Consider the following 24,225-nt stretch of genomic DNA (forward strand, 5'->3'; position numbering starts at 1 on the left):
GTTATTCTCCTGACGGACTGGAAGCCGGGTCGTCCCGGCGAGGGCCCAGAGAAATGACCGGGCCGTCCCGGTCGGGGCTGAAGACGGAGGGCGCGCCGGCAAGCCTGGGCGGCCAGATCGAAATGTCCTTGGTGATCGTCGCGCCGTAGCGCTCCTTTTCCTCCGGGCGGTCACGCCGACGCTCGAAGGCGACGACGCGCGTCGCCAGCGTGAAGGCCTCGCGCATGTCGTGCGTTACCATGACGACGGTCATCTGCGTTTCGTGCCAGAGCCGCTTCATCAAGGTGTGGATCTCGGCGCGGATGCCGGGGTCGAGCGCGCCGAAGGGCTCATCGAGCAGCAACACCTTCGGTTTCATGATCAGCGCCTGCGCCAGCGCCAGGCGCTGCTGCATGCCGCCTGACAGTTGCGCCGGATATTTGTCCTCGGCGCCGGAAAGGCCGACTTCACCGATCAGCCGCCGGGCTTCGTCAATGGCGTTGCGACGGGCAGCGCCGAAAAGCTTGGCCTTATAGCGAGACCCCGAGAGTTCCCGCCCCAGCAGCACATTGCCGAGCACAGTCAGATGCGGGAAAACCGAATAGCGCTGGAAGACGACGCCCCGATCCGGACCTGGCTCCTGCGGCAGAGCTTCGCCGTCCAGCAGGATCGTGCCGCGCGTTGGCCGTTCCTGGCCGAGCAGCATGCGCAGGAACGTCGACTTGCCGCAGCCGGAGGGACCGACGAGGGCGACGAAGGCGCGCGAGGCGACAGTCAGCGACACATCTTCCAGGACGATCTGGTCGCCGTATTCCTTCCAGACCTTTTCGATCACCAACTCGCTCATGCCTGCTTCTCCAGTTCCGACCAGGGGAAGACGGCAATGCGGATGCGATCGAGAATGTAATTCATGACCACGGCGAGCAGCGTGATCCAGACGACATAGGGAAAGATGACGTCCATCGAGAGGTAGCGGCGCACGAGGAAGATGCGGTAACCGAGGCCGGAATCCGACGAGATCGCCTCGGCCGCAATCAGGAACAGCCAGGCGGGGCCGAGCTGAAGCCGGAGGCAGGTGATCAGCCGGGGCAGGATCTGCGGCAGCACGACACGGAGGCCGATCTGCCAGGAGGAGCCGCCGAGCGTTTCAGCTTTGACGATCTGCTCACGCGGCAGCTCCAGCGCCTTCAGCGCAAGGTCGCGGATCATCGTCGGCGCAACGCCGATGACAATGAGCGCGATCTTCGAGGCTTCGCCGAGCCCCATGGCAATTAACAGGATCGGCAGCAGCGCCAGCGGCGGCACCATCGAGATGACGGCGACGAAGGGGGAGAGCAGCGCCCGGAGATATGGCAGCATGCCGATCAGCATGCCGATGACGAGCGCGGTGATCGTGGAGATGCCGAGACCTGCAAGCAGGCGGATCAGGCTCGCCCCCGTATCGGACCAGAGCAGATATTCGCCGGTGCGCGGATCGGCGACGAAGGCCAGGCGATCGATCGCATCGGCAAACCCGGCAAGACCGGGCAACAGCTTGTCATTGGCGTTTTCCGCCAGCCGTGCCGCCGAGCCCATCGTGTAGGCAACGATCAGCAGCACGAAGGGCAGCAGCGTCAAGGCAAGCTGCGCGCCCCGGCTCGGCCTCGTGTTGATCCAGCGCATGAGGAAAGCTCCGCTGATGAAGATTGGGCGGCGCGGTCAAGACCGCACCGCTGCTTGGACATCGCTCAGAGCGAACCGTCGGCCGCCGCCTTCATGTAAGTGTCGGTGAAGCGCAACTTGACGTTGCCACTGTCGCCGAGGATCTTGCCATCCGGCATTTCGATGCCGATGACGTCGGCCGATGGCGCGCCATTGCCGAGCAAGCCTTTTTCGAACAGGAAGTTGCGGACAAGATCCATTGTCTTCGGCAGGCTGCCTGAGGCAGTGAAGGCAACGGCATCGGCCGGCTTGGCAAACAGCTTGGTGGCGGCAAGCTGGGATTCGAAACCCTTGAGATCGGTGCCCGATGCCTGGCCCATCGCTTCGCGCGCAGCCTTGCCGTCGGCACTGTCGGCAGTCAGCAGTGCAGCGGTTTCATACCAGATGCCGGCGAGTGCCTTGCCGAAATTTGGATTGTCCTTCAGCACGCCTGAATTGGCGACCATCAGGTCGATGATCTCGCCCGGCACCTGCGAGCTGTCGAACACCTTCTTGGCGGTGGGATCCTCGAGGATGGTCGAGACCAGCGGGTTCCAGGTGACAACTGCGGTCACGTCAGCCGTCTTATAGGCGGCGACCATGTCGGCATCGGAGGTGTTGACCACCTTGACGTCGCGCTCGGTCAGCTTGATGCTTTCGAGCGCGCGGGCCAGCAGATAGTGCGAAACGGAAAATTCGACGAGATTGACGTTCTGTCCCTTGATGTCGGCAAGGCTTGCCTTGTCCTTGAGGATAACGGCATCATTGCCGTTCGAGAAATCGCCGACGATGACCGCTGTCGTATCAACGCCGCCGGCGGCCGGGATCGACAGGCCGTCCATATTGGTCAACGTCACGGCGTCGAAGGCGCCTGCGGTATATTGGTTCATCGATTCGACATAGTCGTTGAACTGGGTGACCTCGATCTTGATGCCGTATTTGTCGGCCCATTTCTTGACGATGCCGTGATCAGCAGCATAACCCCAGGGCATCCAGCCGACATAGATCGACCAGGCGACCTTGAAATCGGCCTTCTGTTCGGCCTTGGCGATGGAGCCGAGCCCGAGCGCCAGGGACGCCGTCAGGGCGGTGATCGATAGGATCTTCGAAAAAGTCTGCATTGAAATTCCCCTTTTGCTTTTCTTCAAAAGGGATCGGCAATGACCATCGTGCCGCCAATCCCTTGGCTTACGAGGTCTCCCGGGCTTTTGTCCCGCCGTGCACCCGGCGGGATGTCTCCCCTGCCGGTGGTAGCTCTCGGACCAGCCACGCCTTGCGACGCCGGAACCCTAGCCACCAACTCTGCAACTATCGAAGCAAAGTGCGTGCCAAATTATAAACCGTTGATTTTATTGAGAGGTCGATGGCGCCAATTCCCCAGAAAATGCAATAGTGCATGCACTTGCACAGAAAATGTGCGTATTCTGCCGCCAGCTTAGGCGCTGGTTCTTTTTTGCCCAGCGGAAAACAAGGGCCCAGGCAGAACGCACAGAACGCCGAATTGCGGCTGCCCTGAGTTAGTTCCGGAAAGCGCCGGCCGGGACCGTCGTCACCAGCCGGATGTCACGGCGGAAGTCCGACGGCGACATGCCGGCGATGTGGCGGAAGGATTTGTTGAAGGCGCTGATCGAGCCGAAGCCGCTGTCCATCGCCACCTGCAGCACGTTGGCGCCCTCGCTCATCAGCATCGCCTGAGCGCGCGACAGCCGCAGCAGCGTCACGTATTTGCTGAGCGTCATGCCAGTCGATCGCTTGAACAGGTTCATCGCATATTTCGGATGCAGATCGGCGGCGCGGGCGATATCGACCGAATCGATGTCCTGCAGGAAATTGGCGGCGATGAAATCGCACATGCGCGCGACGCTGCGCGAGGAATGCGGATAGGGGTGATCGCCGTCGAGATTGATGGCCGCCTGCGACGTCATCGAATAGGGTTCGAGCGCGATCCGCTCGATGCGCAGCAGCAGCTCGTCGACGGCGTGCTGGGCCTTGGCGGGATCGCCTGAGTTGGCATAACGGAACCAGCGGGTGAAGTTCTCGCTGTCGGCGGCATCCGTTGCCGAAGTCAGCAGCGTCTCGCCCTTCATCAGTCGGCTGGAAACGCTGATCGGCAAGCGCAGCCGGAAGAAATAGACGAGCGGCAGATGGGCGCCGGCATAGAGCGAATCATCCGAAGATTCGTCCATCTGATGCGGCTGACCACCCCAAAACAGGCACATTTCGCCGGCGTTCAGCCGGAATTCGTGGTCGCTCATCCGGTAGTGAACGGTTCCGCGCATCACGTAGTTGACCTCGACCTGCGCATGCCAGTGCGGCATCGCCATAACAGGCGGATGGGCATGAAACATCTGCAGCGCGGTCGGCAAACCCTCGATGCTGCTCGCGCCGGGCTGGTAGATTGCACGTGTGCCGACCTTACTTTCCGCCAAATTCATGTTCCCTTTTTAGGAGACACCCGCTCCCTTACAGATAGTCTAACCGCGTTCGTGAAAGATCGGCAATTGAAAAGGGAGGATTTTCAATGCGCTTCAAACTTCTCGCTGCGACCGCAGCTGTTGCATTGCTTGCTTCCGGCTCCGCATTCGCGCAGTCGGCCAATCTCACCATCTGGAGCTGGAATGTCGCCGCATCGGCATTGAAGTCCACGCTTCCAGGCTTCAACAAGCAGTTTCCCGATATCAAAATCACCGTTGAGGACCTCGGCAACAGCCAGGTCTTCGACAAGACGCTCGCTGCCTGCGCCGCCGGCGGCGACGGCTTGCCTGACATCGTCAGCATCGAGAATTTCGAGGCTGAAATCTTCTGGAGCCGATTCCCGGATTGTTTTGCCAATCTGAGAGAGCTCGGCTATACGCCCGAGATCCAGGCAAAATTCCCTGACTTCAAGCGCACTGAGCTCGAGGTCGGCGATGTCGCTTACGCCATGCCGTGGGATTCCGGCCCTGTCGCCGTCTTCTACCGCCGCGACCTCTACGAAAAGGCCGGCGTCGATCCGAGCACCATCAGCACCTGGGACGATTTCATTGCCGCCGGCAAGAAGATTTCCGCCGCCAATCCCGGCGTGGTCATGGCGCAGGCAGACTTCAATGGCGACAGCGAATGGTTCCGCATGATCGCCAATGAACAGGGCTGCGGCTATTACTCGACCGACGGCCAGAACATCACCATCAACCAGCCGGCCTGCGTCGCTTCGCTGCAAAAAGTGAAGGAAATGAAGGACGCCGGCACGCTGACGGCGGCCAACTGGGACGAAAAGATCCAGGCCAATACCGCCGGCAAGGCCGCAAGCCAGTTGTATGGCGGTTGGTATGAGGGCACCGTGCGCTCGACCTCTCCCGATCTCAAGGGCAAGTGGGGCGTCTACAGAATGCCGAGCCTGACGGCTGATGGCCCGCATGCGGCCAATCTCGGCGGTTCGTCGCTCGCCATTTCGGCGACGTCCGCGAATAAGGAAGCCGCCTGGAAATTCGTCAACTACGCTCTCGGCACGGATGAGGGTCAGATCACCATGCTGAAGGAGTTCGGTCTGGTTCCGTCGCTGCTTTCGGCCGAGAAGGATCCCTTCGTCAATGAGCCGCAACCCTATTGGGGCGGCCAGAAGGTCTGGGCTGATATCCTGGCGACACTGCCGAAGATCGTGCCGAGCCGCGGTACCGCCTTCCAAAGTGATGCCGAAGCCATCTTCAAGGCGACGCAGGCGAAGTTCTTTGCCGGCGGCTATCCCGATGCGAAGGCCGCTCTCGACGATGCCGCCAAGCAGATCGCTTCAGCGACCGGCCTTCCGATCGCGCAATGAATGACGATGCCGGGCGCTTCAGGCGCCCGGCTTTCCCCCGGCTTGCAAAGCGGCCGGTCATTCGTTCGTGAGGAGGAGGCTTGATGCCGTTCAGAACCCGGAGCGCCTATGCGTTCCTTGCCCCCTATCTGCTGGTCTTTGCCACCTTCTGGGTCTGGCCAATCATCAATTCGTTCCTGATTTCCTTTCAGAACACCCGCATCAACCCGTGGAAATACAGTTTCCAGGCCAATTGGGGCCGGCTCTTCTACGACCCGGCCTTCTACAATGCTCTTTACAACACGCTGATCATCCTGCTGATTCAGGTGCCGGTGATGATCGCGCTTGCGACGGTCATGGCCGTAATGCTCAATTCGCCGCTGCTGAAAGCGCGGCCGCTTTTCCGCTTCGCCTTCTTTGCGCCTGTCGTCGTCGGCGAGGTCGCCTATGCTGCCGTCTTCCGGCTGATGTTCAGCCTCGATTTCGGGATCATCAACAAGCTGATTTCCGCCGTCGGTCTCAGCCCGGTCTCCTGGTTCGACAACGCGAATGCCGCCATGGCGCTGATCATCCTCGCCGTCACATGGCGCTGGGCGGGCTACAACGCCATCATCATTCTCGCCGGGCTGCAGTCGATTCCCGACGATGTCTACGAGGCGGCGACTCTCGACCGGGTGAGCAAGATCCAGCAATTCTTTCATATCACCCTGCCACTTCTGAAGCCGATCATCCTCTTCTGCGTGGTTCTTTCGGTGATCGGCACCATGCAGCTCTTCACCGAGCCCTTCCTGATCACCAATCGCGGCGGTCCCGGCGGCGGCACCGAGACCCTCGGCCTGCTGCTCTACCGCCAGGGCTTCACTTCGCTGAACTTCGGCTATGCCTCGGCGATCGCCTATACGATGGCTGCCCTTGCCGTGGCGATCTCGCTTCTCAATCTCTGGGTCGGGAGGGATCCGAAATGAAGTCCAAATCGCAATCCCTTCTGCTGCGCCAGATCGCGTTGCATGCCGCACTGGCGCCGCTTGCGGTAATCTGGCTGTTTCCGCTCTGGATGATGTTCGTCTTCTCGACCATGCCCGACAACGGCATCTTCAGCCCTGATATCGTGCTCTGGCCATCGACCAATTTCGTCGAGAATTTCAAGAACCTGCAGGCCGATACCGATTTCATCGGCGCCATGGTGATCTCCGTCGGCGTCGCGCTCATCTATACCGTCCTGTCGGTACTGCTGACCTCGATGGCGGGCTGGGCGCTGGCGCGTTACCGTTTCGTCGGCCGCTCCATCGTCATCGCCATCATCCTCGGCACGATCACGCTGCCGTTTTCGGTGGTCGTCATCCCGCAATTCATCATGGTGGCACGCGAATTCAAGCTGGCAAACACCTGGGTGGCGCTGATCGTGCCACCGTTGTTCAATTCGCTCGGCGTGCTGTTCATGCGGCAATCCTTCTCGATGATGCCGGGCGAGCTCTTTGATGCGGCCCGGGTCGAGGGCGTCAAGGAATGGCAGATCTTCCTGCGCATCGCGCTGCCGCTGGCGCGTCCGACCATGGCGGCACTGGCGATCATCCTGTTCCTGGCCTCGTGGAACAACTACCTATGGCCGCTTCTGATCAATTCCAAACCGGGAATGATGACAGCGCCGGTGGCATTGGGAACGCTGATCGGCCTCACTAAGGTCTCTTGGGGCGGCATCATGGCCGGCGCGGTGCTGCTGACGGCGCCGATCCTCGTCGTCTTCGTGGCTCTCCAGCGCCATTTCATCGCCGGCATCGCGGCCGGCGCAATCAAATAATCGAACAATAGGGAGGCCGCATGGCAGAGCTTTCACTCAGCAACATCGTCAAGCGCTTCGGCGGCTTTGAGATCATCCACGGCGCCAATCTGGAGGTGAAGGACGGCGAATTCGTCGTCTTCGTCGGCCCCTCCGGCTGCGGCAAGTCCACGCTGCTCAGGATGATCGCCGGCCTCGAGGACATCACCTCGGGCGAGCTTCAGATCGGCGGCAGGGTCGTCAATGATGTCGAGCCGGCCGATCGCGGCATCGCCATGGTGTTCCAGTCCTATGCGCTCTATCCGCACCTGACCGTCGAGGAAAATCTGAGCTTCGGCCTGCGCATGAACGGCAATCCGAAAGCCGACACTGAACGGCGCGTGCGCCATGTCGCCGAGATCCTGCAGATCACCGAGTTGATGAAGCGGCGGCCGAAGCAGCTTTCCGGCGGTCAGCGCCAGCGCGTCGCCATCGGCCGCGCCATCGTCCGCGAACCCCAGGTCTTCCTGTTCGACGAACCCTTGTCGAACCTCGATGCGGAACTGCGCGTGCAGATGCGCGTCGAAATCTCCCGGCTGCACAAGCAGCTCGGCACGACGATGATTTATGTCACCCACGACCAGACCGAGGCGATGACGCTCGCCGACAGGATCGTCGTGTTGCGCGCCGGCAATATCGAGCAGATCGGCGCGCCGCTCGACCTTTACGACGACCCCGCCAACCAGTTCGTCGCCGGTTTCGTCGGCTCGCCGAAGATGAATTTTTTGAAGGCCGTGGTGATCGAGGCGCAGCCGGGCAGGGCGGTGATCGCGCTGGAAAGTGATACCAATACACGGCTGTCGCTGCCCGTCGCCGATCCGATCGAAGCCGGCGCGAAGGTGACGCTCGGCATTCGTCCCGAACATTTCGTCGATGCGGGCATGAGCGATGCCGACCTCACCGTCACCATCGACGTCGCCGAACACCTCGGCAATACCAGCTACATCTACGCCACCATCGGCCCCGAGCAACTGATCATCGAGCGGCCGGAATCCCGCGTCGCCGGCAATCGCGAGACGCTGACGGTCGGCCTTCCCGCCAACCGCACATTCCTTTTCGACGGCGCCGGCAGGCGGCTTCGCTAACCTATCCCAAGACCGAAAGACGAAAGAGGATTTTCCATGAGTTCAGATCAACCGATCCGCTGGGGCATCATCGGCCCCGGCACCATCGCCCGCACCTTTGCCGACGGCGTCGCCCATTCTCGCACGGGAAAGCTGGTGGCGATCGCCACCCGCAATCCTGCAAAACCCGGCCTTGCCGAAAATTTCCCCGGCGCCCGCATCGTCAATGGCTACGAGGCGCTGCTTTCCGACCCTGAGGTTGATGCCGTCTATATCTCCGTGCCCCATACCGGCCATGCCGAATGGGCGATCAAGGCCGCCCGCGCCGGCAAGCACATCCTGGTGGAAAAGCCGATCGCGCTGTCGGCCTATGATGCCGAAGCCGTTTACTACGAGGCGAAAAAGGCCGGCGTCTTTGCCGGCGAGGCCTTCATGTACCGCGTGCATCCGCAGACGGAGAAGCTGGTCGAGCTCGTCAAAAGCGGCGTCATCGGCACCGTCCGCATCATCCGTTCGAGCTTCGGCTTCAACATGGGCAGCTATAGGCCGGAACACCGGCTTTTCGCCAATGATACCGCCGGCGGCGGCATTCTCGATGTCGGCGGTTATCCGGTTTCGATGGCCCGGCTGATTGCCGGCGCGGCGCAGGGCAAGGCCTTCCTCGAACCGGAGAAGGTCTCGGGCGTCGCCCATCTCGGAGAGAGCGGCGTCGATGAATGGGCCTCTGCCGTGCTGAAGTTCCCGAACGAGATCATCGCCGAAGTCTCTTGCTCGATCATGGCGAATCAGGACAATGTGCTGCGCATCATCGGCTCGGAAGGCCGGATCGAGGTCCAGGACTTCTGGTTCGCCTCCGGCCACAAGGGCGGCGTCGGCAAGATCGAGATCTTCAAGGGCGGCAGCCGGGAAACCGTCGAGCTCAGGGAAGACCGCTGGCTTTACTCCTTCGAGGCCGATGCGGCGGGTGACGCCATCCGCGCCGGTAAGACGGAATTCAGCTCTCCCGGCATGAGCTGGGCGGATTCGATCGGAAACCTGCGCGTGCTCGACCAATGGCGTGCCTCGGTCGGTCTGGAATACGGCGTTGAGAAAGCCAGTAAGCGCACGGCAAACATATCAGGCGGCACGGTCGCGCGTGGCAACAGCATTCCGCAGCGTCAGATCCCCGGCATTTCCAAGCCGGCCTCGGTCGTCACGCTCGGCTTCGAGTTCTTCCCGAACTTCGCCTCTGCCTCGCTGACGCTCGACGCCTTCTACGAAGCCGGCGGCAATGCCTTCGACACGGCCTATGTCTATGGCGGCGGCAAGACGGAAGCGATCTTCGGCGACTGGCACACGAGCCGAAAGGTGCCGCGCGAAGAGATCGTGCTGATCGGCAAGGGTGCGCATTCGCCGCTCTGCTATCCCGATATGATCGCAAAGCAGCTCGACCAGTCGCTTTCCCGGCTGAAGACCGATTATGTCGACATCTATTTCATGCATCGCGACAACACCGACGTGCCCGTCAGCGAGTTCGTCGATGCCATGGATGCCGAGGTCAAGCGTGGCCGCATCCGCGGCATCTTCGGTGGCTCGAACTGGACAAGGGCGCGTTTCGACGAGGCGATCGCCTATGCCGAAAAGACCGGCAAGGCGGCGCCGGCAGCACTCTCCAACAACTTCTCGCTCGCCGAGATGCTCGATCCGATCTGGGCCGGTTGTGTCGCCGCTTCCGACGACGACTGGAAGAAGTGGCTGAACGAGAAGCAGATCCCGAATTTTGCCTGGTCGAGCCAGGGTCGTGGCTTCTTTACCGACCGCGCCGGCCGCGACAAGCGGGATGATGAGGAGATCGTGCGGGTCTGGTATTCCGAGCGCAACTTCGGACGCCGCGACCGCGCCATCGAGCTGGCCAACAAGCTCGGCCGCAATCCGATCCATATCGCGCTCGCCTATGTGATCGCCCAGCCTTTCCCGGTCATTCCGCTGATCGGGCCGCGCACCGTCGCCGAGCTGGAAGACAGTCTCTCGGCGCTCGACATCAAGCTGACGCCCGATCAGGTGAAGTGGCTGGAAGGTTGACCAATAGGAAAGGGCGCCGTTCAAGCCGCGCCCTTTCCATTCTACTTGCGTGACGCGGAAGCCCTCTTCCGGGCGGCATCGTCCATCAGCTCATACCACATGGCGTTGAGGACGGCGAAGGCGGCGGCCAGCGGCAGGCCGAGCATCCATGCAAAATACCACATCGTTTCGTCTCCTTCAGAGCAATTCCAGGCAAAGCGTGAAGCGCTTTTGCCGGGAATTGCGTAAAAACAAAAGGTTAGAGCGGTTCTACTGAGCCGCTCTAGTAAGCGTGGCTATTTTTGTCGGTGATGGACTTCTCATCGACCTTGCCCCACAGAACCTTGTAGACCCAGGCCGTGTAGGCGAAGATGATCGGCAGGAAGATCACCGTCACCACCAGCATGATGAACAGCGTCATGTGGCTGGAGGATGCATCCCAGACCGTCAGGCTCGATCGCGGATCGAGTGAGGAGGGCAGGATGAACGGGAACATCGACAGGCCGACCGTGGAGATGATGCCAAGGATCGCCACCTTGCTGAACAGCAGCGTCATGACCTCGCGCTTTGCCCGCATGGCAATGAAGGCCAGTGCCGCGCCGACGAAGCCGAGGACGGGCGCGATGATCATCCACGCATGGGCAGCGTAGTTGGTCAGCCATGCCCCTTTCTCCAGCGCCACGGTCTTCAGCAGCGGGTTGGAGGGACCGATCGGGCTGATATCGCTGGTGATGCGATAGCCGCCGACACCGATCCACAGGAAGAGGCCGCCGAGTGCGAAAAGCACGATGACGGCAAGAGCGGCGATGCTGCCATAGCGTCTGGCACGTTCGGCCACCGGGCCGCTTGCCTTCAACACCAGCCATGCCGCTCCATGCATCGTCAACATGGCTAGGGAAAGCAGGCCGCAGAGCAGCGCATAGGGGTTGAGCAGGGCGAAGAACGAACCTTCGTAGAAGATCCGCATATCGTCGGCAAAGCGGAAGGGCACGCCCTGCAGCACATTGCCGACGGCAACGCCGAAGATCAGCGACGGCACGAAACCGCCGATGAAGAGCGCCCAGTCCCAGCCGCTCCGCCACGTGGCGCTTTCCCGCTTCGACCGGTATTTAAAACCGACCGGGCGCAGGATGAGCGCGAAGAGGATCGCAAACATCGCCAGGTAAAAGCCCGAGAAGGAAACCGCATAGAGCGGCGGCCAGGCGGCGAAAATGGCGCCGCCGCCGAGGATCAGCCAGACCTGGTTGCCCTCCCAGGTGGCGCCGATGGTGTTGATCGCCACGCGCCGTTCCGTGTCGGTCCTGGCGACGAAAGGCAGAAGCGTGCCGACGCCGAGGTCGAAGCCGCCCGTCGTTGCAAAGGCGATCAGCAATATGCCGAGCAGCAGCCACCAGATGAGACGCAGGCTTTCATAATCGATGAGTTCGTGAAGGATCATGACAGTCACTCCGCGGCGGGGACGAGGGTTTCGGAAATCAGAACGGCTTCCGGCTCGTCGTCCGGCTCCGGTCCTTGGCGGATCGCCTTGATCATCAGGCTCATCTCGATGACGATCAGCACCGTATAAAGTGCGCCAAAACCGATGATGGTCAGAAGCACCGTGCTGGCGCCGAGACTGGAGACGGCGGCAGCCGTCGGCAACACGCCTTCGATCACCCAGGGCTGGCGGCCGAACTCGGCGACGACCCAGCCGAGTTCGATGGCGACCCAGGGCAGGGGGATCGCCAGCACGGCAATCTTCAGAAGCAGCGGATATTTGTCGAGATGGCGGCGCGCCGACAGCCAGAAGAAGGTGGCGGTCAACAGGATGAAGAAGATGCCGAGGCCGACCATGATGCGGAACGACCAGAACAGCGTCGGCACGTGCGGGATCGTATCACGCGCGGCCTGGACGATCTGCTCGTCGGTCGCCTGGCGAGGATCGTCAACGTAGCGCTTCAGAAGAAGGGCATAACCGAGATCATGGCCGAGATCCTCGAAGGAGCTGCGCGCTTCCTGCGCAACCTGATCCTGCGCCGGTGCCGAACGGATCTGCATCAGCGCGTCGTAAGCCTTGATGCCGTCGCGGATGCGGGTTTCGGCTTGCTGTTCGAGCTTGTCGATGCCGGGGATCTCGGTCGTCAGCGACCGTGTGCCGATCAGGCCCATGACCCAGGGAATATGCACGGCAAAATGCGTTTCGCGCGCCTCCTGATCGGGAAAACCAAAGGCGGTGAAGGCCGCCGGAGCGGGCTCCGTCTTCCACATGCCCTCGATCGCGGCGAGCTTCATCTTCTGGTTTTCGGTGGCGAGATAACCGCTCTCATCGCCGAGCACGACGACGGAAAGTGCCGAGGCGAGGCCGAAGGAGGCGGCCACCGTCATCGAGCGCTTGGCAAGCTCGATATGCCGGCCCTTCAACACATACCAGGCCGAGACGCCGAGCACGAAGATCGAGGCGCAGACGTAACCCGCCGACACCGTGTGGACGAATTTCGCCTGGGCCACCGGGTTAAAGACCACGTCGAAAAAGCTGGTGATCTCCATACGCATCGTCTGCGGGTTGAGCGCCGATCCCACCGGGTTCTGCATCCAGCCATTGGCGATGAGGATCCAGAGTGCCGAAAAATTCGAGCCGAGCGCCACCGCCCAGGTGGCAACGAGATGCCCGACCTTCGACAGCTTGTCCCAGCCGAAGAAGAACAGCCCGACGAAGGTCGCCTCGAGGAAGAAGGCCATGAGGCCTTCGATCGCCAGCGGCGCCCCGAAGATGTCGCCGACATAATAGCTGTAATAGCTCCAGTTCATGCCGAACTGGAATTCCATGACGATGCCGGTAGCGACGCCGATCACGAAGTTGATGCCGAACAGCGTGCCCCAGAATTTCGTCATCTGCCGCCAGATCTGGCGGCCGGTCATGACATAGACGGTTTCCATGATCGCCAGGAGCACGGACAGGCCGAGCGTCAAGGGCACAAACAGGAAGTGGTAAAGCGCCGTCAGCGCGAATTGGAAGCGCGATAGCGCGACGATATCTAGTTCCATTGTCTTTCTCCCACGGTCCCACGGGATACAAAGCGTTCCTCCGCGCCGGCCGGCGCGTGAGGGCATGCTTGCTCAATCCGGCCGAAGCCGGTTAAGCGCCTTTTCGAACGCCGCCTCTCCGCGGCGCGAAATCTCTGAGATGCGGCCGTCTTCGATGACGGCGATGCGGTCGGCGATATCAGCCTCGCGGCGGATATGCGTGGCGATCACCAGCGACCGGCCTGCCGCCATGTTCGACAGCCGGCCGATCACGTCACGGGCGGTGGCGCCGTCGAGACCCTCTGTCGGCTCATCGAGCAGCCAGAGCGGCGTGTCGCGCAGGAAGAGCCGGGCAAGCGCCAGCCGGCGCGACTGGCCGCCGGAAAGACCGATCCCGCCTTCGCCGAGCGGCGTATCGATCCCCCGCGGCATGGCCTCGATATCGGCAAGCAGGCCGGCGGCGGCGAGCACCTCAAGAAGACGGGCCTCGCTGGCATCCGGGTTCGCAAGACAGAGGTTGCCGCGCAGGCTGTCCTCGAAGAGTTCCGTCCGTTGCGTCAGCAGGGTCGCCGTTGTCACGGCAACACTTCCCGTCCGGGCCGGCAACTCGCCGGAAAGGAGAGCAAGCAGACTCGACTTGCCGGCGCCGCTGCTGCCGATGACGGCGAGACGTTCGCCCTGTTGAAGCGTGAGTTCGATACCCTCAAGCGCCGGCGCGGCGGAGTTTTCATGGAAGGCTGACACATCAGCCAGTGAGAAAGCATATCCCGGCAAAGGCGCTGCCAATGGTTCGGGTTCTGTCGCGGCGACAAGCCGCGGCGCGATCCGCGCTGCCGCGAGCAGCGTTCTGCCGAGTTCCAGGGCGCCGCGGCGTAGTGCTGCAAAAGGTTCGACCGCGGCAAAGGCGACGAGCAGGCCGAGCGCGGCGAGGGGAGCGGTAATCACCTTGGCTTCCGCAAGCGCTGCAACGGCAAGCAGCGATGCCGTCAACAGCAGCGTCGAAACGAGGCCGAAGCCGAATGTCAGGCCGGTTTCGACGCGGTTCAGCCGGTCGTCGGCGTGGGCGGCATAGCTGTCGGCTGCCATGATCGCGTGTCTCTGTGCGGCAAGCCGACCGGCCATCAGGAGATCGGTCTGGCCGGCGACGAGATCGATCGTCCGCGACCGCAACCCCTCAATGCCATGGGCGCGCCTGCGGGCATGTTTGCGCGCCCCCCGGCCGGCGATCAGAGGCAGGCCGAGCCCGGCGCCGGCGAGAAAAAGGCCGAAACACAGACCGAACACGGGATGCATCAGCCCCAGTGCGAGGCTTGCTGCCAGCGCTGCGCCGATCGCCACCGTAGCCGGCACGAGAATGCGCAAATAGAGGGAATCGAGTGCATCGATATCGGCCGTCAGCCGGAAGAGCAGCCTTGCGGGACGATAGAGCAGGGTGCGAGCCGCACTCGGTTCGGCAAAGCCGCGAAACAGCCTTTCGCGCAGGGCGGCGAGCACGCCGAGCGTTGCATCATGCGTCGCAAGCCTCTCGCCGTAGCGCGCGGCCGTCCGGACGATGGCGAGCAGGCGGATGCCGGCCGACGGCGCAAAGACGTCGAAGGTGATGGCGGCGGCGGAAAGACCGGCGAGCGAGGTGGCGGTGATGAACCAGCCGGACAGGCCGAGCAGGGCGATGCCGGCCGTCACCGTCGCCGCTGAAAGTGCTGCGCCCAGCAGCAGCGCACGCCGGCGTTCGGCAAAGAAGAGTCGCAGGAGCGGCTTGAGGTTTGTAGCAAATGTGCTCATTCGGCGGCCTCCCTCATGACGAGGTCAGTGTCGATGCGCATGATGCGATGCATGCGGGCGGCAAGCAGCGGATCGTGGGTCGCAACGATCAAGATACGGTCCCTGGCGAGCGAAAGTAGGCTCTCGGTCACCTCGGCGGCGGTGGCGGCGTCGAGATGCGCAGTCGGCTCGTCGGCAAGGATGATCCTAAGATGCGGATTGCAGGCGGCCCGCGCGATCGCCAGCCGCAGCGCCTCGCCGCCGGAAAGTCCGATTCCGCCCTCGCCGAGCGGCCGGCTGCCATAGGCCTCGGCAACCTTCCGCAGTCTCGCGGCATCGAGCGCATCCGTCAGATCGCCGCGCAGCATGCCGGGCCTGCCGAGCGCGATATTGCTAGCGATGGTACCGGCAAAAATATGCGGTCTCTGGCCGATCCACGCCATGCTGCCGCGCAGGACGGCGGCGGTATCGTCCGCAAGCTCGATGCCACCGATGACGATCCGGCCACCGGTGCAGGGCGCCAGTCCTGAAATCAACGAAAGAAGCGTCGACTTACCGGAACCGCTGGCGCCGAGAAGCGCCAGATGTTCGCCGGCTACGATATCGAGGTTGAAATCGTCGAGCACCAACGGTTCGTCGGCGGCGTAGCGAAAGGCGAGATTTTCAAGGTGGATATCAGGCGCTTTGGCGACGGCAGGTACCGCCGGCGCGACTTCGACTGCTCCTTGGATGGACAGGCCGTCGGCAGCGATGGCGTCCATGGCTTTCAGCGCCGCTTCGCCCGCCGCCCGATCGTGCCAGACGGCCGAAAGTTCACGCAACGGTTCGAAGAAGGCCGGCGCCAGCAGCAGGATGAACAATCCCTCCGTCAGGTCGAGCCGGCCTACCCAAGTGCCGAAGCGGATTTCGCCGAGCAGGCTGAAGCCGACGTAGACGGCTATCATCGCCACGCCGAGGGCTGCGAAAAGCTCAAGCACGGCCGAGGACAGAAAGGCGATCTTCAGAACCGCCATGGTGCGCACTCGCAGCGACTCCGCTTCCGAACGCAGCCGCAGGGCGGTTGCATCCACCGCGTCGAGCGCGCGGATCGTCGCCAGTCCACGCAGCCGATCGAGCAGGAAGCCGTTGAGGCCGCCGGTCGCAACCAGCTGTCTTTCGCTGGCCGCCTGGGCACGCCAGCCGATCAACGCCATGAAGATCGGGATCAGCGGCGCGGCGAACAGCAAAACCAGCGTGGCGATCCAGGAGACCGGAAGGATGAAGGCAAGGATGATGAGCGGCACGAGGCTCGCCTTCATGCGCGCCGGCTGAAAACGGGCGAGGTAAGGCACGATGAGTTCGGCCTGTTCGCCAAGCACACTTGCGGCTTTGCCGGAGGCCGGCCGGCTGCGATCGATCGGCGACGACATGGAAAGTGCCGCGGCGGCAATCTTCCGCCTGCGGCTGAGCTCGCCGCGCGCGGCATGAAAGGCCAGGCGGCCGCCGGCCGCGTCGAGACAGCTTCTTGCAAACCCGAGGACAAGGATGCCGAGGGCCGGCCATAGAACGTCATGCCATCCGCCGCCATCGGCGATGCGGCCGACCGAGACGGCCAGCAACCCGGCCTGCGGGATCCAGATGGCGGCGCCCAGCGCCTGCAGCATTGCCGCTCTGCGCAGCCCGCCTTTCGTACCGTTGGGACCTGTGACAGGCGAGACAGGATCGCCCTCCGGCATTGGCTCGGCCTCTTGTCTGTCCTTCGCGTCGAAGAAAGCAGTGCCCATGGCGCTAACTCTTGTTCGCAGGATTTGGCCGGCGGCTGCGGCCGAGCGAAACGACCCGGTCCTTGGCCTCCAGAAGCTTGGTCACTTTCGCACCCAGCGAGAGTAGCGTTGCGAGCCTTTCCGTTTCAAGTTGTTTTACGTCGTCATACCAATGCGTCAGCTGCTCGATCAGCGTGTGCATCTCGCTCATCCGCTGCTGCGCATGGCGCTCGGCGTCGCTCGCCGGCCGCTGCATCAGGATTTCGCGCAGAACAGACAGCGTCGGATCGACTTCCCGCTTCTTTCTCTCCTCGGCAAGCGTCCTCAATATGTGCCAGACATCATCTGGCGTCGTGAAGAAATCGCGGCGATCATCCGGCCTGTGTTTGAGAAGAACGAGGTTCCAGGCTTGCAGTTCGCGCAGGCTCATCGACACATTGGAGCGCGAGATACCGAGCGACTCGGCAATCTCCTCGGCGCAGAGCGGCGCCGGAGAAACGAAGAGCAGGGCGTAGATCTGGCCGACCGTGCGGTTGATTCCCCAGCGGGATCCCATTTCGCCGAAATGGAGAACAAAGGACTGGACGAGAGGCGGAAGGTTCATGGTCGTTTCCGTTGCGTCTGAGATTTCAGAAATTTCTGAAATTACTATACTGACTTTCGCGTCTCGCCGGCAATCGGCAAGGCGGCCCTGCGTCAATTTGGGTGTCCCGTCGTTGATCGTTGGCTATCTATAGCCGGGCGCAACGCCGCTGAATTTGACTTGGGTCAAATCCGGAGCCCTTTGCAGCGAGACGCAGAAACGCCCGGCGATGCGCTAGGCATGCCGGGCGTTCTGTCGGATTGAGATGTCTAGGACGCCGCCTCGTATTTGTTCAGAAATGCCAGGCTCAGATCAAGCCGGCCAGGATACCGACGCCCGATATGGCGGCAATGCCGCCTGCCGTACGCGTCACAAAAAGCCCCTGACGTTCACCGGCGCGGCCGATGAGGTAACCAAGCGTGAGGCCGGCGGCATGCAGCAGTGCGGTCGCGATCATGAAGCCGGCAGCATAGGCAGCACCGGCGGCATTTTCCGGCATTTCGGCACCATGTGCATGACCGTGGAAGATGGCGAAGAGGCCGATGACACCGAGTGTTGCGGCGAGCGGCGCCTTGACATTGAGCGCAACGATGGCGCCGAGGACGACGACGGAAAGCGCGATGCCGGTTTCAACGAAGGGAATATTGACGCCGGTAGCGCCGAGGAAACCACCAAGTGCCATCACCAAGACGAAGGTCGTCGGCACGAGCCAGGTGGCGCGGCCGCCCAGCTGAAATGCGAAAACACCGACCATCACCATGGCGAGGACATGATCGAGGCCAGAGATCGGATGGGCAAAGCCATGGCTGAAGCCGGCGGCTTCGCCGATGGCGGGATGGGCGTAGGCGGCGGCTGGAAGCGCTGCGGCAGCCAAGGCAAGCAGACCGCTCTTGAGTGCTGATTTCATTGCTCATTCCCTCATGAGTTTTCGAATATCCTGCGGCCGCCGAACACAGGTATGGTTCCAAGTCGCGTGCACCACGCTAGTTCAAAGAATTCCCGCCGTCAACGAAAATGCCGCGAAATAACAAGCCAATTCAATTGCTTATCTGATAGGCAGATGCCGCTTTCGACAGCGCCTCCCAACGCCGAGCGCCCCTCGTTTTCTAAAGTTCTTTTCCGCGAACTGGAAACGATCCCGCACAGCGGCTATCAATCGTCCGGCGGAGATGGCGAAAGCCGCCGCGATGGAGGAGATGCCTATGACGAATACCGAACGGCCGTTGGCAATCAGCGCCCCCGAGCCGCGCACGCTCGACCTGATCTTCAGCGACAAGGCGCGGGCCGAACTGCATGTGAAATACGAGATCGTCGAGGCCGACCCCGAGAATATCGCCGGGCTCGGCGACGGGATCCTCGGCAAGGCGCGCTACATCATCGGCCAGCCGCCGCTTTCGGCGGAAACGCTGGGACGTATGCCGGCCTTGCGCTCGATCCTCAACGTCGAAAGCAATCTTCTCAACAACATGCCCTATGAGGTGCTCTTCGAGCGCGGCATCCATGTCGTGACCACAGGCCAGGTCTTTGCCGAGCCGGTCGCCGAAATCGGTCTCGGTTTCGCGCTGGCCTTGGCGCGCGGCATCGTCGATGCGGATGTCGCCTTCCGCCAGGGCAGCGAACTCTGGGGCGGGGAGGGCAATTCGAGTGCGCGGCTGCTCGCCGGCTCCGAGATCGGCATTGTCGGCTTCGGCGATCTCGGCAAGGCGCTGCGACGAGTGTTGTCCGGCTTCAGAACCCGCATCCGGGTGTTCGATCCCTGGCTGCCGCAATCGATCCTCGAGGAAAACGGCGTCGAGCCGGCAAGCCTGGAGGACGTTCTGACGAAGAGCGATTTCATCTTCGTCGTCGCCGCCGTCACCAGCGAGAACAGGGGATTTCTCGGCGCGGAGGCTTTCGCCAGCATGCGCAAGGGCGCCGCCTTCATCCTGCTCAGCCGCGCCGATGTCGTCGATTTCGATGCGCTGATGGCGGCCGTCTCGTCAGGCCATATCGTCGCGGCGAGCGACGTCTACCCTGAAGAGCCGTTGCCGGCCGATCATCCGGTGCGGCGCCTGAAGGGCTTCATCCGCTCGGCGCATCGCGCCGGCGCACTCGACAGCGCCTTCAAGAAGATGGGCGAGATGGTGCTCGAAGACATGGACCTGATGGATCGCGGCCTGCCGCCGATGCGCTGCAAGCGGGCGGAACGCGAGACGGTTTCCCGCATGCGTTCCAAACCGGTCGCAGTGAATTAAAGAGAGTATCGGCTTTGCGCGCCGCATCACGCGGCGCGTTGCTCCGTGCCCTGGATCGCGGCGAGCTTCCAGTCGGCGCCCGGCTTGCGCACGAAGGTCCAGACCTCGACGCTTTCGCTCGGGCGGCGGTCGTCGCCGGAAACGACACGGCCGCTGTCGCGTTCGATCATGGCGTCGATCGAGGAGTAGCGCATGGCGAGCGTGGCAAATTCCTGCCCGTCCTCGCGCCAGGCTTCGGCAATGTCTCCCTGCAGCAGCTTGACGTCGGAAACGCGGTTGCGCACGCCGTTGGTGGCGTTTTCGCCGAGTTCCTCGGCAAGATAGGACATGGCCTCGGGCGTCGTCAGGCGCCGCAACGTGCCGTAATCTTCGGCGCCGTAGGCGGTCTGAACGCTGGTCAACAGTTCCTCGAACTGATCGAGATCGGCCTGCGCCAGCCCGATCTCGTCGCTCGGGCGGTTGCCGCGCGAAGACGAAGCTGAACCGGCGCCCGAACCGATCGCCGGGATGTGGAAGGACGAATTGCCGGCAGGCGACATGCTATAGGATTGCTGGCCATAGGACTGTGGCGAGGATCGGCTCTGGCCGCCGACGCCGTAGGAAGGCTGGCGGCGATTGGCGAAATAACGCATGGCGAGCATGACGGCGCCGCCGATCAGCGCGATCTGCAGCAGCATGCCGAGAAAGCCGAAGCCGCCGCCGAAACCGTGACCGAGCAGCATGCCGAGAAGGCCGCCGGCAATCAAGCCGCCGATCATCGAACGGCCGAAGCCGCCGAAGAGACCAGGGCGCTGGGTGCCGAAGGGTTGCTGCGCGGTCGCCGGTGCCGTGGTCGGTGGACGCGGCGTCATCGATCTTTCGATCGGTGCCGCAGTCCCGGGCGCGGTGCTGGTGACGGGCGGAGCCTGGAAGGTGCGCGTGCCGCGACTTCCGAAACCGCCGCTACCGGCGCGGCGCGCCTCGGCATCGTCGAGGGAAGCAAAAACGGTAGCGCTCGTCAGTGCGGCAATTGCCGCGATCTTGGCAAAACGCGAAACGGCACTCGGCATTCCTGATCTCCTGTCATGCACAATGACGGCATGTCGAGAGGTAATATAGGTAGTCTTTGCCCGGTGTGAAGTTCTTCGGCCATTTTACTGGCAGACATCGACCCAGCTGGCGCCTGTCAGCTCCGCCAGCCGTCCGGTTTCGATGCGCACGGCCGAATTCGTCGAGCCGGCCGCCGGCACGACTTCATCGAAGCGTTTCAGCGAGATATCGCAATAGATGGGCAGCGGCGAGGGCAGGCCGAAAGGGCAGACGCCGCCGACCGGATGGCTGGTGACCGCCACCACCTCTTCGGCGTCGAGCATGCGCCCCTTGGCTCCGAAGGTGTCCTTGAACTTGCGATTGTCGAGCCTTGCCGTGCCGCCGGCAACGACCAACATCATCTGCTCGCCGACGCGCAGGCAGATCGTCTTGGCGATCTGGGCCGGCTCGACGCCGTGGGCTTCGGCGGCAAGCGCCACCGTCGAGGAGCTCTCGGCGGTTTCGATGATTTCGATATCGGGTGCGTGGACGCTGAGAAAGGCGCGGACGGATTCGAGGCTCATGGCGGGACGTTAACGCAGGAAAAGCGCAATTTGAAGCGTAAAAGACGCCCGTCGAAAACCGCCGCTTGCAAGTCTTCCGGACATCGTCATAATAAATTTGCACACGTGCTCAATTTTGTCATTCGGCCGTTACGTTCAGTCCATAAAGCGGACATTGTCACGTTTTCGTGGGGTTTCGGAGCGGTCATCATCAGCAGTGCTGACCCGTCAAGAGGCTTCACACTGCTCTTCTAGGGAGACGAAGAAGATGACTATTCTGCCGAGCTTGAAATCCCTCACGATCGCGGCCACCATTCTGGCCTCGACCTCCGCTTTCGCCTTTGCCAAGGACGTTACCATCAGCGTCTGGGCCGGCGGTACCGGCCCGAACGACGTCTATCGCCTCGACGCCATCGAGATCGCGGCCCAGCAGCTGCAGCGCCAGGCCGCCCTCAAGGGCGAAGACCTGAAGATCACCGTCGACAAGAAATCCTACTCCGCCTGGGAGGACTTCAAGCAGGCGCTGACCCTTGCCGCGGAAGCCAAGACCGCGCCGAACATCGTCGTCAGCGGCCATGAAGACATCGCGCCCTGGTCGCAGGCCGGCCTTATCGTCCCGATCGAGGATTACGTCGATCTCGACTCCTGGCCGCTCAACGGCATCTATGAAAATCTGCTGCAGATCGCCTCCTACAACGGCACCGTCTACGGCATTCCGCAGGATGCCGAATCCCGCCCGATGTTCTTCTGGAAGCCTTACATGAAGGCGATCGGCTACAGCGACGCCGATCTGGATGCGTTGCCGCAGAGCGTCCAGGACGGCAAGTACACCATGAAGAACCTCCTTGAAGACGCCAAGAAGATGCAGGACAAGGGCCTGGTCCAGGCCGGCTACGGTTTCTATCCGCGCGCTAGCAACGGACCCGATTACTGGCAGTTCTACACCAGCTTCGGCGGCACGATGGAAGAAGGCGGCAAGCTCGTTTTCGACAAGGCGGCAATGACCCGCACCTACCAGTTCTTCGCCGATGCCGTTAAATCAGGCGTCACCAAGAAGAACCACATCGGCATGCCGGGCGACCAGTGGTGGAAGGAAGTCGCCACCGGCAAGGCCGGCATCTGGGACGGCGGCACCTGGCACTATGCCCGCCTTGTCAACCAGGAAGGTCTCAAGGATTTCTTCGGCAACGTGATCTTCACGCTGATCCCGGCCGGCGAAGGCGGAAAGGCCAACACGCTGACTCACCCGCTCGTCTACCTGCTGACAGCGGGTCACGACAAGGAAGACACCGATATCGCCGCCCAGCTGATCACGATCGCCTCCGAGCCGCGCATCAACGCGCTGCATGCGGTCAAATCGGCCCATCTCGGCATTTCCGAGGCGGAATCGCAAGTCGATTTCTACTCGGCCGACCGCTGGACCCGCGAAGCCACCGAGCGCCTGCTGCCGCATGCCAATGCCATGCCGAACAATTCCGATTTCGGCAAATATTGGAACATCATGTGGAAGAACCTCGAAGCATCCTGGACCGGCGCCAAGACCGTCGACGCCGCCATTGGTGATGCCGAGAGCGAGCTGAAGAGCACGCTCGGCGACAAGATCGTCATCCGCTAAGATCGAAGCTCCGGGCGGCGGCACCCGCCGCCCGGTCGGTTCGCGATGAGGGGCTTCCATGAAATCGTCCAGAACGCTCGGACTGGTGATGATCGCGCCTGCGGCGATCATGATCGTCCTGTTCTTCCTGATGCCGGTCGTTCTGACGGCAGTCTTCTCGATGACCAGCATGACGACGGCGACCGGCATATCAGGCGGTGTCTACCAGATCGCGCCCAATTCCCTGATCGCGCTGAAATCGGCGCTGCCCGACATCGCCGCCGAGATGGCCGAACCGCGTTACACGGTCGACGAAGCTGGCCTCAAGGCCGTCGAGGGCCTCGGACTTGCGCCTGGGATCGCGGCGGAATTGCGTGCCAAACATATGGGCGAGGTCTTTCCAGCGCGCCGGGACGTCGAGCGCATGCTCAAGGATCTCGCCGAGCGGCCTTCGACGCGCGAGGTCAAGCAGATCTCCGAACAGTTCAACCGCTCCGTCCTCAACACTCGCTTCGATAGCAAGGGGCAGCTCTTTTCGGCGCTGGATTCTCTGGGTTTCAAGCTGACCCCGGAAGAGAAGGAAACCGTCGCCACGGCCACCTATACCGGCTGGATCTGGACGACCGACAATTTCTCGCGCCTGGTCACTTCACCCGACATGGCGCGCGTGCTCTTGAATACCGTGCTCTATGTCGCGCTGGTGCTGACGCTTTTCAATGTCGGCTATGCGCTGCTACTGGCGATCTGGACGCATTACATGCCGCCGACGCCAGCCTCGATCTTCCGCGGCATCTGGCTCCTGCCACGCATCACCCCCGTCGTCATCTATGTGATGCTGTGGAAATGGCTTGCCTGGGATACCGGCTTCATTTCGATCCTGATGGGCAAGTTCGGCTATCCCCCGAAGAACTATCTGCTCGACAACGCCTATAATGCCTGGATCTTCGTTGTGCTGATCAACGGCTTCATCGGCGCCTCGATGGGCATGCTGGTCTTCTCCTCGGCGATGAAAGCCATTCCGAAGAGCCAGTTCTATGCGAGCGAGGTCGACGGCGCCTCACGCTGGCAGCAGATCCGCTACATCATTCTGCCGCAGATGCGCTGGCCGATCCTCTTCGTCACCTGCTATCAGACGCTGTCGCTGCTCGCCTCCTTCAATGAAATCCTGCTTGCCACCAATGGCGGACCGGGCAACTCGACCGAGGTCTGGGCGCTGGCCGCCTATCACACCGCGCTCAGGAATTATGCCGGCAATCTCGAATATGGGCTGGGTGCCGCCATGGCGCTGGTGCTCGTCGTCATCGGCGTGGTGCTGTCGCTCCTCTATCTGCGCGTCTTCAACTACGGCACGCTTGTCGCCAAGCCCCTGATCGAGGATTGACC

General features: G+C 62.2%; 21 protein-coding genes and 1 riboswitch. Of the genes, 8 read left to right on the forward strand and 13 right to left on the reverse strand.

The features are described from left to right. Position 1: 1 nt before the first annotated feature. The 4 genes from EEQ99_RS04925 to EEQ99_RS04940 form a co-directional block, all read right to left on the reverse strand. A complete protein-coding gene (locus EEQ99_RS04925) occupies positions 2–826 on the reverse strand; it encodes an ABC transporter ATP-binding protein (RefSeq protein WP_097594811.1) in 825 nt (274 codons plus the stop codon). Beyond that, complete coding sequence (locus EEQ99_RS04930) at positions 823–1,641, reverse strand: ABC transporter permease (RefSeq protein WP_127430061.1); 819 nt, start codon at positions 1,639–1,641, stop codon at positions 823–825. Before EEQ99_RS04930 ends, EEQ99_RS04925 begins: the two co-directional genes overlap by 4 nt. A 65-nt stretch (positions 1,642–1,706) precedes the next feature. Further along, positions 1,707–2,780, reverse strand: a complete 1,074-nt coding sequence (locus EEQ99_RS04935) for a putative urea ABC transporter substrate-binding protein (RefSeq protein ID WP_028757493.1) — start codon at positions 2,778–2,780, stop codon at positions 1,707–1,709. A 74-nt stretch (positions 2,781–2,854) separates the two neighbouring features. Further along, a riboswitch (guanidine-I (ykkC/yxkD leader) is annotated at positions 2,855–2,963 on the reverse strand. A gap of 213 nt (positions 2,964–3,176) precedes the next feature. Next, entirely contained in the window at positions 3,177–4,094 is a 918-nt protein-coding gene (locus EEQ99_RS04940) for a helix-turn-helix domain-containing protein (protein WP_028757494.1), read from the reverse strand. An 86-nt stretch (positions 4,095–4,180) separates the two neighbouring features. On the opposite strand from EEQ99_RS04940, the gene EEQ99_RS04945 reads away from it, so the two are divergent. From EEQ99_RS04945 to EEQ99_RS04965, 5 genes are all read left to right on the forward strand, one after another. Next, a complete protein-coding gene (locus EEQ99_RS04945) occupies positions 4,181–5,455 on the forward strand; it encodes an extracellular solute-binding protein (RefSeq protein WP_028757495.1) in 1,275 nt (424 codons plus the stop codon). A gap of 83 nt (positions 5,456–5,538) precedes the next feature. Continuing rightward, positions 5,539–6,399 (forward strand): carbohydrate ABC transporter permease, encoded by an 861-nt coding sequence (locus tag EEQ99_RS04950; protein ID WP_028757496.1) that lies wholly within the window; start codon positions 5,539–5,541, stop codon positions 6,397–6,399. Then, positions 6,396–7,232 (forward strand): carbohydrate ABC transporter permease, encoded by an 837-nt coding sequence (locus tag EEQ99_RS04955; protein ID WP_028757497.1) that lies wholly within the window; start codon positions 6,396–6,398, stop codon positions 7,230–7,232. The genes EEQ99_RS04950 and EEQ99_RS04955 overlap by 4 nt, the downstream gene beginning before the upstream one ends. 20 nt (positions 7,233–7,252) lie before the next feature. Next, entirely contained in the window at positions 7,253–8,335 is a 1,083-nt protein-coding gene (locus tag EEQ99_RS04960) for an ABC transporter ATP-binding protein (protein ID WP_097594810.1), read from the forward strand. Positions 8,336–8,371: 36 nt separating this feature from the next. Then, positions 8,372–10,375, forward strand: a complete 2,004-nt coding sequence (locus EEQ99_RS04965) for an aldo/keto reductase (RefSeq protein WP_097594809.1) — start codon at positions 8,372–8,374, stop codon at positions 10,373–10,375. 41 nt (positions 10,376–10,416) lie between these two features. Here EEQ99_RS04965 and cydX read toward each other — a convergent pair whose 3' ends face one another. The 7 genes from cydX to EEQ99_RS05000 all read right to left on the reverse strand — a co-directional run bounded on the left by cydX (position 10,417) and on the right by EEQ99_RS05000 (position 18,350). Then, positions 10,417–10,539, reverse strand: a complete 123-nt coding sequence (cydX, locus tag EEQ99_RS04970; protein WP_097594808.1) for a cytochrome bd-I oxidase subunit CydX — start codon at positions 10,537–10,539, stop codon at positions 10,417–10,419. Between the two features lie 98 nt (positions 10,540–10,637). After that, positions 10,638–11,792, reverse strand: a complete 1,155-nt coding sequence (gene cydB / locus EEQ99_RS04975) for a cytochrome d ubiquinol oxidase subunit II (RefSeq protein ID WP_097594807.1) — start codon at positions 11,790–11,792, stop codon at positions 10,638–10,640. Positions 11,793–11,797: 5 nt separating this feature from the next. Further along, complete coding sequence (locus EEQ99_RS04980) at positions 11,798–13,378, reverse strand: cytochrome ubiquinol oxidase subunit I (protein ID WP_097594806.1); 1,581 nt, start codon at positions 13,376–13,378, stop codon at positions 11,798–11,800. A gap of 72 nt (positions 13,379–13,450) precedes the next feature. After that, positions 13,451–15,139, reverse strand: a complete 1,689-nt coding sequence (locus tag EEQ99_RS04985) for an amino acid ABC transporter ATP-binding/permease protein (RefSeq protein ID WP_127430062.1) — start codon at positions 15,137–15,139, stop codon at positions 13,451–13,453. Beyond that, positions 15,136–16,881, reverse strand: coding sequence for a thiol reductant ABC exporter subunit CydD (gene cydD, locus EEQ99_RS04990; protein ID WP_063476087.1), 1,746 nt, complete (start codon positions 16,879–16,881; stop codon positions 15,136–15,138). The genes EEQ99_RS04985 and cydD overlap by 4 nt, the downstream gene beginning before the upstream one ends. Before the next feature lie 4 nt (positions 16,882–16,885). Continuing rightward, positions 16,886–17,464: a GbsR/MarR family transcriptional regulator gene (locus EEQ99_RS04995; RefSeq protein ID WP_047613087.1), complete on the reverse strand. Its 579-nt coding sequence runs from the start codon at positions 17,462–17,464 to the stop codon at positions 16,886–16,888. Between the two features lie 286 nt (positions 17,465–17,750). Continuing rightward, the gene (locus tag EEQ99_RS05000) at positions 17,751–18,350 is read right to left on the reverse strand and encodes a HupE/UreJ family protein (RefSeq protein ID WP_127430063.1); all 600 of its coding nucleotides are present in this window, start codon (positions 18,348–18,350) and stop codon (positions 17,751–17,753) included. Between the two features lie 295 nt (positions 18,351–18,645). On the opposite strand from EEQ99_RS05000, the gene EEQ99_RS05005 reads away from it, so the two are divergent. Beyond that, a complete protein-coding gene (locus tag EEQ99_RS05005; protein ID WP_127430064.1) occupies positions 18,646–19,677 on the forward strand; it encodes a hydroxyacid dehydrogenase in 1,032 nt (343 codons plus the stop codon). Positions 19,678–19,703: 26 nt separating this feature from the next. Here EEQ99_RS05005 and EEQ99_RS05010 read toward each other — a convergent pair whose 3' ends face one another. Continuing rightward, entirely contained in the window at positions 19,704–20,726 is a 1,023-nt protein-coding gene (locus EEQ99_RS05010; RefSeq protein WP_063476090.1) for a Tim44 domain-containing protein, read from the reverse strand. Positions 20,727–20,810: 84 nt separating this feature from the next. After that, positions 20,811–21,269: a YbaK/EbsC family protein gene (locus EEQ99_RS05015; RefSeq protein WP_047613092.1), complete on the reverse strand. Its 459-nt coding sequence runs from the start codon at positions 21,267–21,269 to the stop codon at positions 20,811–20,813. 247 nt (positions 21,270–21,516) lie between these two features. On the opposite strand from EEQ99_RS05015, the gene EEQ99_RS05020 reads away from it, so the two are divergent. Further along, a complete protein-coding gene (locus EEQ99_RS05020) occupies positions 21,517–22,863 on the forward strand; it encodes an extracellular solute-binding protein (RefSeq protein ID WP_063476091.1) in 1,347 nt (448 codons plus the stop codon). A gap of 58 nt (positions 22,864–22,921) precedes the next feature. Further along, the gene (locus tag EEQ99_RS05025) at positions 22,922–24,223 is read left to right on the forward strand and encodes a carbohydrate ABC transporter permease (RefSeq protein WP_063476092.1); all 1,302 of its coding nucleotides are present in this window, start codon (positions 22,922–22,924) and stop codon (positions 24,221–24,223) included. Positions 24,224–24,225 lie beyond the last annotated feature (2 nt).

Source organism: Rhizobium anhuiense (genome assembly GCF_003985145.1).
GTDB classification, from domain to species: Bacteria; Pseudomonadota; Alphaproteobacteria; order Rhizobiales; family Rhizobiaceae; genus Rhizobium; species Rhizobium anhuiense.

Bases quoted from the DNA above. Each gene is read 5' to 3' on its own strand.
- cydX (WP_097594808.1), bottom strand. From the start codon at position 10,539: ATGTGGTATTTTGCATGGATGCTCGGCCTGCCGCTGGCCGCCGCCTTC.
- cydD (WP_063476087.1), bottom strand. From the start codon at position 16,881: ATGGGCACTGCTTTCTTCGACGCGAAGGACAGACAAGAGGCCGAGCCA.
- EEQ99_RS05000 (WP_127430063.1), bottom strand. From the start codon at position 18,350: ATGAAATCAGCACTCAAGAGCGGTCTGCTTGCCTTGGCTGCCGCAGCG.
- EEQ99_RS04960 (WP_097594810.1), top strand. From the start codon at position 7,253: ATGGCAGAGCTTTCACTCAGCAACATCGTCAAGCGCTTCGGCGGCTTT.
- EEQ99_RS04925 (WP_097594811.1), bottom strand. From the start codon at position 826: ATGAGCGAGTTGGTGATCGAAAAGGTCTGGAAGGAATACGGCGACCAG.
- EEQ99_RS04985 (WP_127430062.1), bottom strand. From the start codon at position 15,139: ATGAGCACATTTGCTACAAACCTCAAGCCGCTCCTGCGACTCTTCTTT.
- EEQ99_RS05015 (WP_047613092.1), bottom strand. From the start codon at position 21,269: ATGAGCCTCGAATCCGTCCGCGCCTTTCTCAGCGTCCACGCACCCGAT.
- EEQ99_RS04940 (WP_028757494.1), bottom strand. From the start codon at position 4,094: ATGAATTTGGCGGAAAGTAAGGTCGGCACACGTGCAATCTACCAGCCC.
- EEQ99_RS04950 (WP_028757496.1), top strand. From the start codon at position 5,539: ATGCCGTTCAGAACCCGGAGCGCCTATGCGTTCCTTGCCCCCTATCTG.
- EEQ99_RS04955 (WP_028757497.1), top strand. From the start codon at position 6,396: ATGAAGTCCAAATCGCAATCCCTTCTGCTGCGCCAGATCGCGTTGCAT.
- EEQ99_RS04930 (WP_127430061.1), bottom strand. From the start codon at position 1,641: ATGCGCTGGATCAACACGAGGCCGAGCCGGGGCGCGCAGCTTGCCTTG.
- EEQ99_RS05005 (WP_127430064.1), top strand. From the start codon at position 18,646: ATGACGAATACCGAACGGCCGTTGGCAATCAGCGCCCCCGAGCCGCGC.
- EEQ99_RS05010 (WP_063476090.1), bottom strand. From the start codon at position 20,726: ATGCCGAGTGCCGTTTCGCGTTTTGCCAAGATCGCGGCAATTGCCGCA.
- EEQ99_RS04965 (WP_097594809.1), top strand. From the start codon at position 8,372: ATGAGTTCAGATCAACCGATCCGCTGGGGCATCATCGGCCCCGGCACC.
- EEQ99_RS05020 (WP_063476091.1), top strand. From the start codon at position 21,517: ATGACTATTCTGCCGAGCTTGAAATCCCTCACGATCGCGGCCACCATT.
- EEQ99_RS04945 (WP_028757495.1), top strand. From the start codon at position 4,181: ATGCGCTTCAAACTTCTCGCTGCGACCGCAGCTGTTGCATTGCTTGCT.
- EEQ99_RS04995 (WP_047613087.1), bottom strand. From the start codon at position 17,464: ATGAACCTTCCGCCTCTCGTCCAGTCCTTTGTTCTCCATTTCGGCGAA.
- EEQ99_RS04935 (WP_028757493.1), bottom strand. From the start codon at position 2,780: ATGCAGACTTTTTCGAAGATCCTATCGATCACCGCCCTGACGGCGTCC.
- cydB (WP_097594807.1), bottom strand. From the start codon at position 11,792: ATGATCCTTCACGAACTCATCGATTATGAAAGCCTGCGTCTCATCTGG.
- EEQ99_RS05025 (WP_063476092.1), top strand. From the start codon at position 22,922: ATGAAATCGTCCAGAACGCTCGGACTGGTGATGATCGCGCCTGCGGCG.
- EEQ99_RS04980 (WP_097594806.1), bottom strand. From the start codon at position 13,378: ATGGAACTAGATATCGTCGCGCTATCGCGCTTCCAATTCGCGCTGACG.